Consider the following 11,535-nt stretch of genomic DNA (forward strand, 5'->3'; position numbering starts at 1 on the left):
GTCCGGACGACGACGAGGCGGAGGGCGGCAGCCACCGGGGCCCCGGGCTGGATGCGAGGACCCTGCTCGCCGCCGTACGCGACCCGCTCGAGCAGGGACTCGACGGTGACGAGCGGCTGACGATCGGAGTCAGCGCGACCGTGCACTCCGCGGAAGGACTGCACGGGGCCCTCGAAGAGGCCCGCCACGCACGCCGCGTGGCGGCAGCCCGCGAGGGGCGGGTCTGCGCCGCCGGGCACGAGGAACTGGCCTCACACGTACTGCTGTTGCCCTTCGTCCCGGACGACGTCCGCCGCGCCTTCACGGCCCGTCTGCTGGCGCCGCTGCGCGAGTACGACCGCCGCCACCGCGCCGAACTCCTGCCCACGCTCTCGGCGTTCCTCGCCGCGGACGGCTCCTGGACACGCTGCGCCGCCCACCTCCATCTGCACGTCAACACCCTCCGCTACCGCATCGGCCGCATCGAGCAGCTGACGGGACGCGACCTGTCCCGCCTTGAGGACAAGCTGGACTTCTTCCTTGCGCTGCGCCTGAGTTGAGGCTGCTGGACCGGCGTCGACGGCTTGCTGTGCCGGGCCGGTGACCTACGCCTCGCCCGGCGCTGTCGTCTACCTGGACACTCGCCCGGACCTCGTCGCACTGGAGCGCGCATGCCCGCCTGCGTCATCTCCGAAGTCACAGTCCTCGACGAGGAACGAGCCCACGCCTACCGCGAGTTGACGACTGCCTCCGTCGCTCTCCACGACGGGCGCTTCTCTCGCGGGGGCAGACTCCCGTGGCGGTCGAGGGCGACTGGCCGGGCGACGCCCTCCTGATCGTCGTGGAGTTCCCCGACATGGACGCCGCCCGGAGCTGGTACGCCTCCCCCGAGTGCGCCGAAGCGCTCGCGCTCCGGACCGCCGCCCTGGACCGGCGTCTGCTCTTCGTGGACGGCGGCGGCGCCCGGCAAGGAGTCCGCGACGCCGCCCGGCCGAGAAGTGTCAGTGGTCCGCGTCGCTGCCGATGTACAGGCCCGCGAGCGCCGTGCCCGCCCGTTCGGAGCGGGTCATGCGGCGCAGCCGGGCGGCGGCCACACCCGCACGGAACGGGTCGCCGGAGGACGGACCGTGCAGGATCTCGGAGACCCACTGGTTGAACTCCTGGTACTGCCATACGCGACGGAGGCACGTCTCCGAATAGCCGTTCAGGGCGCCGTCGTCGCCGTCGGCGTAGTGCGCGAGGAAGGCGTCGGCGAGCAGGAGGGCGTCGTTCAAGGCAAGGTTCATGCCCTTGGCGGCGACGGGTGCCACCAGATGGGCCGCGTCGCCGGCCAGGTGGAGACGCCCGTAACTCATCGGCTCGACGACGTAGTTGTGCATGTCGAGCACCCGGCGCTCGATCAGCGCGCCCTCGTTGAGGGGCGTCGCGTCGTGTGCGCCGAGCCGCAGCCGCAGCTCGCTCCAGACGCGTTCGTGCGGCCAGTTCTCCGGTGAGTCCCCCGGCGGGCACTCCAGGTAGTAGCGGGTCACTTCGGGACTGCGGGCCATGTGCGCCGCGAAGCCGCGGGAGTGCAGCCCGAAGACGACGCGCTGCGCGGAGGGCGGTGCCTCCGCGAGCAGCGCGAGCCAGCCGACGCCGAAGTCGTGCCGGAAGACCCCGGCACCGTGCTCGGTCATGGCCTTGCGGCTCACGCCGCGTGCGCCGTCGCATCCGGCGACGAAGTCGCAGGTGACACTGCGGTGTTGACCGGTCCGTGGGTCCGTGAAGGAGACGGCCGGGGCGTCCGTTCCGATTCCGTGCAGGGCGACGTCCCGCACCCCGAACCGGACGTCTCCGCCCGCCCCGTCGGCGTACGCCCGCACGAGGTCCGTCACCAGCAGCTGCTGCGGGTAGACGAAATGGCGGTGCCCGGAGAGCTCCCCGTAGCGGAAGACGTGCTGCTCACCCTCCAGCCGGAACTCGCAGTCGCCGTGCGCCTGAGCACCCAGCAGCCCCGGACCGGCGAGCCCGCGCCGCTCCAGCCCGCGCACCACCCACTCCTCCAAGAAGCCCGCGCGGGGCCGCTGTTCGATGAACTCGCGGCTCTCGGTCTCCAGCAGTACGCAGTCGACGCCCCCGGCCCGCAGCAGGTTGGCCAGTGTGAGTCCCGCCGGCCCGGCCCCGACGATGACGACGCCGGTACGTTCCCCGACCGTCCCGGCCCGTGCTTCCACCGACTCCCCCGAAGCTCCGTCGATCAACGGCTGGTGGCACAGAGTAGATCAACAACGAGCGGGACCGTCACGGCGGTCCCGGTCGACCTCACCAGATCAACTTCCAGGCCGCGGCCGCCGCCATCAGCACCGTCAGCACGGTCAGTACGAGCATCGCCACCGCTGTCGCCCTGCCGCCCTGGTTCTCCGCCGAGGGGCGATCACCGTCCACGGATCTCTCCCCTCCGGCTTCGTCTGCGGTGCTTGGTGCACCCTGTCCAGAGTGACCAGGAAAATCCCGCGCGTACAGGCTTCTGTGCGCCAACCGGGGGACGGCGTGCGCCGGCGCCTTCCGCCGCGACGCGCGCCGCTCGAACCGCCTGACCGCACCGCCTGACCACCCCCGCTGAATCTGCTGAACCCGCTGATCGAACCGGCCGGACCGATGAATCCGGCCGCCCCGGTGGTCTGTATCTGTGAAAGAGCACGCACCGACCACCGAGGAGGCCGGAGATGTCTGTCCTCACCAACCCCGACACGGCGCAGGTCCACGAGCTGATCGAAGCGCGGTCGCAGTCCCTCCGGATCAAGGACGCCGCGGCGCTGAACTCGTACTACGCGCCGGAGGTCACGTCCTTCACCCTCGATCCCCCACTGCTCCACACCGGGCGCGACATCGAGGGCACAGCCGCATGGCTGGACACGTGGAACGGAACTCTGGGCTACGACGTGACACGGCTCGATGTCACCGTCGGCGGCGACGCCGCCTTCGCGCACAGCCTGGACCGCATGCGCGGAGAGAAGTCGGACGGCGGGCCCGTCGAACTGTGGTTCCGCAACACCGTCTGTCTCGAACGCCGCCACGGACGCTGGCTGATCACGCACGAGCACCAGTCCGTCCCGTTCCGGATGGACGGCTCGGGGAAGGCCGCGCTCGACCTCGTCCCCTGAGACGTGGCACCGGGCAAGGACCGTGTCCCCACCTGCCCGGCTCCGAGAGCTGTGGGGCCGCGCCACGTGCGGACGCGGGGGGGGGCGGGCGCTCCGGGCGCGCTGCCGCGACGCATAGAATCCTGAGGCGCTCATGAGGGCGTCCGACCGGAGCGGTGTACCGGAGGGTGAGGGATGCCGAGGAAACCCGCCGGGGAACCCGACGGTTCAGCAAGGGAGTTCGCGGAGTCCCGGAGCGCTCCCGCCGGAGACCGTGACGGCGAACTCGCCACCATCGGGACGACCGTCCGGTCGACGCGGCGCCTGCTGGGCATGACCGTCGAAGCGCTCGCGTCCCGCGCGGGCGTGAGCACGGGCGCGGTGAGCCAGCTCGAACGCGGTCAGGGCAATCCCTCCCTCCAGACGCTGCAGCGTCTGGCCACCGCGCTCAGCATCCCACTGGTGCAGCTGCTCCAGGGAGCACCCGAGCCCGAGCACCATGTCGTCCGCGCCGGTCTCGGCCCCCGGCTGCCCGCGCCGAGCGATGACACACGCGACTCGCAGGTGCTGCGCGAGTTGCTGACCCCGTCGAGCGGACGGCTGCAAGTGATCCGGAGCGAAGTGCCTCCGGGGTTCAGCAACGAGGGGCGTTCCTATCGCCACTTGGGCCAGGAATGCGTCGTCGTGCTGTCAGGCCGGCTCAGGGTGAGCATCGGCCAGGAGGTCGTCGACCTGTCGCAGGGCGACACGATCACCTACGACTGCACGGCCGCCCACTGGTGGGCCAACCCCGGGACGGAGACCACTGTGGTACTCGGAGCGGTCATCCCCCTGGCCTTCTGAACGACCCGTCACCGGCGGGGCGTTCAGCAGCGGCACGGCGAACAGGCCGTACGGCAGGCCGGGTTCGGGCTCTCGCGGTGAACCACGCGGCGGGCGGCACCGCCTTCAGCGGCCATGCCGGGACGGGTCCGCCGCGCCTGTGAAGACGTCGTGCAGCGCGAGGAGGCGGCGCAACTCGCCGACCGGGTCGTCGTGATCGTCCACCCGCAGGTCGACACGGGCCGCGCTGCGGAGGTTGCCGTCGTCGGCCGGGCCGACGACGCGCAGTGCGGCGCTCTGCCTGCCGCGACGGTCCCCACCGGCTTCCTCGCCGCTGGCGAGCGCCGCGATCAGGCGGTGCGGGAGGGCGCCTGCCGAGGCCAGGAAGGTGTCCCGCAGGGTGCTGAGAACCGGCGTTCCGCTCAGGCAGTTCCCGGCGGCCACGCATCCGGGACCGAGGAGATGCCCCGCGGCATCCGTGCAGTCCGGGCCGGTCCACGCAGCGGCGTCACCCGCCGGACCGAGCACCGCGAGCTGCCGCAGTGAACGTCCCGGGTCGGAGGAGATCAGGCGCTCGACCGTCCGAGCCGCGTCGAACCCGGCACGCAGCTGCGTGATCCCACGCTCGGCGAACGTCGTGTTCGTGTGGGCCTGGGTCACGAGGGCGCCCGCGTCCGCGGCCAAGGCGGGTACAGAGGCGCCGACGGCCAGGGACTTCGACGCGGTGACGACGCCGAAGCTTCCGTCTCCGTCCCGTACCACCAGGGAATAGGTCACGTCTTCCTCTCCGAACGGGCGGGCCGCTGCCCGAGTACTCCGGGTAACAGTTACGGGCACTGTCTTGACCTCGCTCGCCGAGGTTCGTAGCGTGCCCGCCGTGCTTCGTAATAATGATGCACCTTCATCTTAATGATGGCGGGTGTCGACGACCAGTCACCCGAAGCGGGGGAGGTAGGGCGTGAGACGGCTGAGCCGATGGGCAGGCGCCGCACTCGTGTTGGCCTTACTCGGTGCGTGCTCGCCCGGCACCGGAGTGGACCGCGGCCTCAGCAAGGACGGCTCCGGCGTCGTGGCCGCGATCGCCGGCGAGCCCGATCAGCTCGACCCGCACCGCACGTCGGCGTACTTCTCCTTCCAGGTGCTGGAGAACACCTTCGACACTCTGGTCGAGCCGGGCGAAGACCTCGTCATGAGACCGGGTTTGGCCGAGCGCTGGAAGGTCAGCGAGGACCGGCTCACCTGGACGTTCACTCTCCGCAAAGGCGTCACCTGGCACGACGGTTCCACGTTCGGCGCGGACGACGTCGTCTACTCGTACAGGCGCATCATCGACGAGAAGTTGGGGAACGCCTGGCGGTTCGACGGCGTCAAGGACATCTCGGCTCCGGACGATTCGACCGTCGTGCTCAAGCTCGACAAGCCCGTGTACAACCTGCTCTCCAGGATCGGCGGCCACAAAGGGCTCGCCATCGTCAACAAGAGGAACGTCGAGAGCGGAAAGATCAAAACGCGGCCGCTCGGCACCGGGCCCTTCTCCTTCGACGACTACAACCCCGGCGAGTCGATCCGGCTGAAAGCCAACTCCCGCTGGTGGGGCGGCGCCCCGAAGATCCCGTCGTTGACCTTCCGGTTCATACCCGAGCCCACGACGGCCCTGGCGGACCTGGAAGCCGGCGAGATCAACTGGACCGACAACATCCCGCCGCAGCAGGTCGAGCGGGTCTCGCAGAACGAGGATCTCGAGCTCGACTCGGCTGTGGGCAACGACTACTGGTATCTGGCGGCCAATCAGGACCGCCGTCCGTTCGACGACCCGCGCGTCAGGAAGGCCATCGCCTACGGCATCGACCGCAAGGCCGTCGTCCAGGCCACGCAGTACGGCAACGCGACCGTGAACCAGCTGGCCATACCGAAGACGAACCCCTGGTACGCCGCGTACTCGCCCTATTCGCACAACACGCGCCGCGCGGCCAAGTTACTCGCTGCGGCGGGCGTACGTGACCTGAAGATCGACATGTTGGTGACCAAGGAGTACCCGGAGACCGTCATCACGGGCCAGGTGATCGCGTCCCAGCTCGAGAAGATCGGGATCACCGTCCAGCCCCGCGAGGTCGACTTCGCCACATGGCTCGACAAGCAGGGCAAGGGCGAATTCGACATGCTGATGCTCGGCTGGCTCGGCAACCTGGACGCGGAAGACTTCTACTACGCCCAGCACCACTCCGACGGCGATTTCAACTTCCAGAAGTACTCGAGCCCCGAGGTCGACCGGCTGCTGGAGGCGGGCCAGAAGGAGACCGGGAAGAAGGCCCGCAAGGACCGTTACGCGGAAGCAGCCCGGAAGATCGCCGACGACGCGAGCTACGTCTACCTCTACAACCCCGACGTCGTGCAGGCGTGGGCACCGCAGTTGGAGAACTACAAGGTCCGCAGCGACGGTGCTGTCCGTTTCCGTGACGTGAGGCTGGCCGACTGATGCTGCGCTTCTCGCTGGCCCGTGCCGGGCACGCCGTGGTGGTCCTGCTGGGGGTGACGGTCGTCGTCTTCACCCTGATGCATCTGGTGCCGGGTGACCCGGTACGGGTCGCTCTGGGCACGCAGTACACACCTGAGTCCTACGAGGCGCTGCGTTCGGCTTCGGGCCTCGACCGGCCGCTGATCAGCCAGTACTTCCACTACGTGGGCAGCGCTTTCACCGGCGATCTGGGCGTGAGCTTCCGTACCGGGGAACCGGTCACGCTCGTGCTGCTCGAACGCCTTCCGGCGACGCTTTCCCTGGCCTTCGCCGCGATGGTCATCGCCGTGGTGACCGCCTTCCCCCTCGGCGTCTACGCGGCGACGCACCAGGGGAGGATCAGCGACACGATCGTGCGCGTCGTGAGCCAATTCGGGGTCTCCGTACCGGACTTCTGGCTGGGCATCCTGTTCATCCTGCTGTTCTCGAGCACGCTGGGGTGGCTGCCGCCGTCCGGTTACGTGCCGCTGACCGAGGACCCCGTCGGCTGGCTGTCCAGGGTGATCATGCCCGCGACGGCAGTGGGCCTCGTCTCCGGAGCGATCATCACCCGCTTCGTCCGCAGCGCCGTCCTCGAATCACTCGGCTCCGAGCACGCGCGCACCGCCCGCGCCAAGGGCCTGCGGCGCCGCATCGTGAGGAGCCGGCATGTGGTCCGCAACGCGATGGTCCCCATCATCACCGTGATCGGCGTGCAGGCGGCGATCTTGATGGGTGGGGTCATCGTCATCGAAGTGGTCTTCGCCTGGCCCGGGTTGGGGCGGCTGACGTTCGACGCCGTCTCCGCACGGGACTATCCCGTCGTGCAGGGGGCGGTGCTGCTGGTCGCGACGCTGTTCCTGCTCGTCAGCATGGCCGTCGACCTGCTGTACGCGCGAATCGACCCGAGGATATCGATCCGATGAGCGCCCGTCCGTTCTCCGCGTGGAGCCATCTGCTGCGGCGCCCCGTGTCGGCAGCCGGGCTCGGCGTCGTCGTCCTGCTCCTGACCCTCGCCTTACTCGGCCCGCAACTCGCCCCCTACGGTCCGAACGCCGTCGACGTCACCCGTGCCCTGCAACCACCGAGCATGGAGCACTGGTTCGGCACCGACGACCTGGGACGCGACGTCCTGAGCCGCGTCGTCCTCGCCGCCAGGGTGTCCCTACAGGTCAGCCTGATCAGTGTGAGCATCGCACTGGTCGTCGGAGTGGTTCTCGGACTCGTCGTCGGCTACTTCCGGGGGTGGGCCGACACCGTGATCATGCGGGTCGTCGACGTGGTCTTCGCGTTTCCGATCATGCTTCTGGCCATCGCGATCGTCGCGGTACTGGGGCCCGGGGTGACCACCGCGACGGTTGCGATCGGCGTGGTGTACGTGCCGGTGTTCGCCCGCGTCACGCGCGCGAGTGCGCTGGCTCTGCGCGAGGAGCCGTACGTGAGGGCCGCCGCCGCCATCGGCGCCGGACCGCTGCGCATCATCCGTGCCCACGTACTGCCCAACGTCTCGGCGCCGGTCATCGTCCAGACCTCGCTCAGCCTGGCGTTCGCGATTCTCTCGGAGGCGGCGCTGTCGTTCCTCGGGCTCGGAGTGCAGCCGCCGCAACCGTCCTGGGGGCGGATGCTCTTCGACGGCAAGGGCTTCACGGACGCCTGGTGGATGAGCGTCTTCCCGGGGCTCGCCATCTTCGTCACGGTGCTCGCGTTCAACCTCGTGGGAGACGGACTGCGGGACGTCCTGGACCCGCGCCGGCGTTCCGCCATGGAGTCCAGGAGGGACCGATGAACGCACCCGGATTCGCCGTGCGCGACCTCACGGTCGTGCTCGGCCGGGGGAAGCGCGCAGCCCGCGTCGTACGAGGGGTGTCGTGGTCCGTCGAAGCGGGAGCGACGCTCGGCGTGGTCGGGGAGTCCGGCTCGGGGAAGTCGATGACGGTGCTCGCCTCGGCAGGACTTCTCCCACCGCCGGCGGCCGTCACCGGCAGCGCCCTGCTCGGCGGCCGGGACCTGCTGAAGCTGTCCCGGCGTGAGCTCGAAGGCATACGGGGACGGCGGCTCGGATTCGTCTTCCAGGACCCGATGACCTCGCTCAACCCGCTCCTCACAGTCGAACGGCAGATCACCGAGGGCATCGAGGAACATCTCGGCGCCACCCGCCGGGCCGCCCGCGACAGTGCGCGAGTACTTCTCGAGACGGTCGGCATCCCCGACCCCGACCGCCGACTGGACGCCTATCCCCACCAGTTGTCCGGCGGAATGCGGCAGCGGGTGATGATCGCGATCGCGCTGTCCTGCGGACCGGACGTCCTCATCGCGGACGAGCCGACGACGGCCCTCGACGTCACGACGCAGGCGCAGATCCTGGACCTCGTGCGCGAGCGGCAGGAGCGCACGGGCATGGCGGTGGTCTGGATCAGCCACGACCTCGCTGTGGTGGGCGGGCTCGCCGACGACGTCGTGGTGATGTACGGCGGGCAGGTGGTCGAGCAGGCACCGGTCGAGACCCTGCACAGCGCGCCCGCGCACCCCTACACACGGGGCCTGTTGGGAGCACGTCCCGTCCTCGGCAGGCGACGCGACCAGCTCACCGCCATTCCGGGCACACCTCCCGACCCCCGTGCGCTGCCGTCCGGCTGTGTCTTCTTCGACCGTTGTCCCGTCAAGGGAGATCCGCGGTGTGAGACCCAGGTCCCGGATCTCGTGGAGGTCGGGCGCCGCCACTTCGCTCGCACGTTCTGCCCGGAGGATCAGTGAGAAGCGAACCAGGTCCGGGCACGGGCCAGGACGCACAGTCCGTACCGCTGCTGGATGTGCGGAACCTGTGCGTGCGCTTCCCGGGCCCGCGGGAGGGACGTCACCGGTCGTGGGTGCACGCGGTCGAGGACGTGTCCTTCGCCGTCGACCGCGGTCAGACGCTGGGCCTGGTGGGCGAATCAGGGTCCGGCAAGTCGACGATAGGCAACGCGCTGACCCGACTTGTACCGCCCACGTCGGGAACGGTCCACCTCGACGGCCAGGACGTACTGGCAGCGCGAGGTGCCCCTGCTCGCGAGCTGCGACGGCGGATCGCGATGGTCTTCCAGGACCCGTACGCCTCACTCGATCCGAGGCGCACCGCCGGTGCGACCGTTCGGGAGCCCATGGACGTGCACCGGATGCTTTCCGGACGCGCCGAACGCAACCGCAGAGTCGCCGAACTCCTCGATCTCGTAGGGCTCGTACGGGAGACCGCCGCCCGGTACCCGCACGAACTCTCCGGCGGTCAGCGCCAGCGCGTGAGCATCGCACGCGCGCTGGCGGCGGATCCGGACCTGGTCGTCCTGGACGAGGCGACCGCCTCCCTCGACGTCTCGGTCCAGGCGCAAATCATGAACCTGCTGCGGGAGTTGCAGGGCGAACTCGGGCTGACCTACCTGTTCGTCTCCCATGACCTCGCCGCTGTCGAGCACATGAGCCATCACGTCGTCGTGATGTACCTCGGCCGCCTCATGGAGACGGGAACCACGGACCACCTCTACACCCGGCCCGCACACCCGTACACGCAGGCGCTCATGTCCGCGGTACCCGACCCGGACCCGGCCACGGAGAGGAACCGTGAGCGGATCCTGCTCGGCGGCGACCCGCCCAGCCCTCTCGATCCGCCGTCCGGCTGCGTGTTCCGCACCCGCTGTCCCCTGGCGGTCGACGAATGCGCCGGACCGGTCCCGCAGACCACCGTCTCCGCCAACCACTTCGCCTGGTGCATACGCACCGGCGAATCGCTGTCACCGGAGCGGCTCCGCCGCTTCGTGCACTGACCGGCGTTCAGCGCCGCGCCCCCGACCAGAAGGGAGCACCAATTGAACAAGCCCGGCACCGGGAGGAGTTCGGGCGGCCGATCTCAGCAGGCCGGCTCACGCAGGTAGCGACAATGCACGGCTCATCAGGCTCCATGAGCGCAACAAAACCCACAAACCGGCGCCGACCGCGCGCCAGTCGAGGAAAGGAAGACGAATGGCAGGACGTCACCGTCGTCCAACAGTGGCAAAGAATCGTAGATTTCCGGGATCTGCCGCTCTGCGCAGTGGATTCGTCATCGGGGGTGCCATCGTCGCAAGTGCCGTAGCCGCCGGAACGGCATCCGCGGACGACTCCGGGCCCGGATCCAACTCGACTACGAGCTCGAACTCCGCCCCGGATTCAGCACCCGGACCCGACTCGAATACGAGTGCTCAGGGAAGCGTCCGATCGAGCACCCAGGCGAGCCCGGGGAACGTCGGCGGCGCGGGTCCCCAGAACGGCCCGAGCGTCAATGATGTCGGGTCAAGGACCCTCTCCGACCAGCACGGCACCAGCTCGATCTCCCCACCGTCGGCGCCTGCGAACGACGCACCGGCACCCGGGCCTGGGAACGGTGGTCTGGTGGGGCCTGCGGGTGACGCCCCGGCTCAAGGACCTGCCGGTCCACCGCCCGGCCCCGAGAACAATCGCCCGGTGGGACCAGCGGCAGACGCCCCCGCTCAAGGACCTGCCGACCCGGCACCCCGCCCTGGAAACGATCGCCTGGTGGGACCAGCGGGTGACGCCCCGGCTCAAGGACCTGCCGGTCCACCGCCCGGCCCCGAGAACAATCGCCTGGTGGGACCAGCGGCAGACGCCCCTGCCCAGGGACCTGCCGATCCGGCACCCCGCCCTGGAAACGATGCTCCGGCACCCGGCCCCGCCAACGATGCTCCTGCACCGGATCATGCTCCGGGTCCACCGCCTGGACCGGAGAACGATCGCCTGGTGGGACCAGCGGCAGACGCCCCTGCCCAGGGACCTGCCGATCCGGCACCCCGCCCTGGAAACGATCGCCTGGTGGGACCTGCGGGTGACGCCCCGGCTCAAGGACCTGCCGGTCCACCGCCCGGCCCCGAGAACGATCGCCTGGTGGGACCTGCCGCAGACGCCCCCGCCCAGGGACCTGCCGATCCGGCACCCCGCCCTGGAAACGATGGTCCGGCACCCGGCCCCGCCAACGATGCTCCTGCACCGGATCATGTTCCGGGCCCGCCGCCTGGACCTGGGAACGATGGTCCGGCCCCGGCTCCTGCGCCTGCGCCTGCGCCTGCGCCTGCGCCTGCGGATCATGGTCCT

12 protein-coding genes and 1 pseudogene are annotated in these 11,535 nt (G+C 69.8%); 10 read left to right on the forward strand and 3 right to left on the reverse strand.

The genetic code is table 11. The features are described 5' to 3' along the window. Nucleotides 1-539: PucR family transcriptional regulator (locus tag H5J26_RS22965; RefSeq protein WP_181767840.1), on the forward strand; the 539-nt coding region annotated here is incomplete at its 5' end. A gap of 236 nt (nucleotides 540-775) precedes the next feature. After that, nucleotides 776-874, forward strand: a pseudogene (locus H5J26_RS32315) (DUF1330 domain-containing protein); the annotation flags it as partial. Nucleotides 875-980: 106 nt separating this feature from the next. On the opposite strand, the gene H5J26_RS22975 reads toward H5J26_RS32315, so the two are convergent. Continuing rightward, complete coding sequence (locus tag H5J26_RS22975; protein ID WP_210771662.1) at nucleotides 981-2,219, reverse strand: 4-hydroxybenzoate 3-monooxygenase; 1,239 nt, start codon at nucleotides 2,217-2,219, stop codon at nucleotides 981-983. Between the two features lie 61 nt (nucleotides 2,220-2,280). Then, the gene (locus H5J26_RS32060; protein ID WP_268933132.1) at nucleotides 2,281-2,403 is read right to left on the reverse strand and encodes a hypothetical protein; all 123 of its coding nucleotides are present in this window, start codon (nucleotides 2,401-2,403) and stop codon (nucleotides 2,281-2,283) included. Between the two features lie 281 nt (nucleotides 2,404-2,684). Here H5J26_RS32060 and H5J26_RS22980 point away from each other — a divergent pair, with 281 nt between their 5' ends. Next, a complete protein-coding gene (locus H5J26_RS22980) occupies nucleotides 2,685-3,122 on the forward strand; it encodes a YybH family protein (RefSeq protein WP_181767841.1) in 438 nt (145 codons plus the stop codon). Between the two features lie 174 nt (nucleotides 3,123-3,296). Beyond that, nucleotides 3,297-3,944 carry a helix-turn-helix domain-containing protein gene (locus H5J26_RS22985; protein WP_181767842.1) on the forward strand — a complete coding sequence of 216 codons (648 nt, stop codon included), beginning with the start codon at nucleotides 3,297-3,299 and terminating at the stop codon, nucleotides 3,942-3,944. Between the two features lie 105 nt (nucleotides 3,945-4,049). On the opposite strand, the gene H5J26_RS22990 is transcribed toward H5J26_RS22985, so the two are convergent. Further along, a complete protein-coding gene (locus H5J26_RS22990; RefSeq protein ID WP_181767843.1) occupies nucleotides 4,050-4,700 on the reverse strand; it encodes a DUF1028 domain-containing protein in 651 nt (216 codons plus the stop codon). A 181-nt stretch (nucleotides 4,701-4,881) separates the two neighbouring features. Here H5J26_RS22990 and H5J26_RS22995 point away from each other — a divergent pair, with 181 nt between their 5' ends. From H5J26_RS22995 to H5J26_RS23020, 6 genes are all read left to right on the forward strand, one after another. Next, nucleotides 4,882-6,399 (forward strand): ABC transporter substrate-binding protein, encoded by a 1,518-nt coding sequence (locus H5J26_RS22995; RefSeq protein WP_181767844.1) that lies wholly within the window; start codon nucleotides 4,882-4,884, stop codon nucleotides 6,397-6,399. Beyond that, nucleotides 6,399-7,343 (forward strand): ABC transporter permease, encoded by a 945-nt coding sequence (locus tag H5J26_RS23000; protein WP_181767845.1) that lies wholly within the window; start codon nucleotides 6,399-6,401, stop codon nucleotides 7,341-7,343. Before H5J26_RS22995 ends, H5J26_RS23000 begins: the two co-directional genes overlap by 1 nt. Next, nucleotides 7,340-8,203 (forward strand): ABC transporter permease, encoded by an 864-nt coding sequence (locus H5J26_RS23005; RefSeq protein WP_181767846.1) that lies wholly within the window; start codon nucleotides 7,340-7,342, stop codon nucleotides 8,201-8,203. Before H5J26_RS23000 ends, H5J26_RS23005 begins: the two co-directional genes overlap by 4 nt. Then, nucleotides 8,200-9,171, forward strand: coding sequence for an ABC transporter ATP-binding protein (locus tag H5J26_RS23010; RefSeq protein WP_181767847.1), 972 nt, complete (start codon nucleotides 8,200-8,202; stop codon nucleotides 9,169-9,171). Before H5J26_RS23005 ends, H5J26_RS23010 begins: the two co-directional genes overlap by 4 nt. Beyond that, nucleotides 9,168-10,214 (forward strand): oligopeptide/dipeptide ABC transporter ATP-binding protein, encoded by a 1,047-nt coding sequence (locus tag H5J26_RS23015; RefSeq protein WP_309238034.1) that lies wholly within the window; start codon nucleotides 9,168-9,170, stop codon nucleotides 10,212-10,214. The genes H5J26_RS23010 and H5J26_RS23015 overlap by 4 nt, the downstream gene beginning before the upstream one ends. Nucleotides 10,215-10,810: 596 nt before the next feature. Beyond that, on the forward strand, nucleotides 10,811-11,535 hold a 725-nt coding region (locus tag H5J26_RS23020; protein ID WP_181767848.1), incomplete at its 3' end, for a hypothetical protein.

It is taken from the genome of Streptomyces albidus (ex Kaewkla and Franco 2022), assembly GCF_013870515.1.
Taxonomy (GTDB): domain Bacteria; phylum Actinomycetota; class Actinomycetes; order Streptomycetales; family Streptomycetaceae; genus Streptomyces; species Streptomyces albidus.

Bases quoted from the DNA above. Each gene is read 5' to 3' on its own strand.
- H5J26_RS23000 (WP_181767845.1), top strand. From the start codon at position 6,399: ATGCTGCGCTTCTCGCTGGCCCGTGCCGGGCACGCCGTGGTGGTCCTG.
- H5J26_RS23010 (WP_181767847.1), top strand. From the start codon at position 8,200: ATGAACGCACCCGGATTCGCCGTGCGCGACCTCACGGTCGTGCTCGGC.
- H5J26_RS22980 (WP_181767841.1), top strand. From the start codon at position 2,685: ATGTCTGTCCTCACCAACCCCGACACGGCGCAGGTCCACGAGCTGATC.
- H5J26_RS22985 (WP_181767842.1), top strand. From the start codon at position 3,297: ATGCCGAGGAAACCCGCCGGGGAACCCGACGGTTCAGCAAGGGAGTTC.
- H5J26_RS23005 (WP_181767846.1), top strand. From the start codon at position 7,340: ATGAGCGCCCGTCCGTTCTCCGCGTGGAGCCATCTGCTGCGGCGCCCC.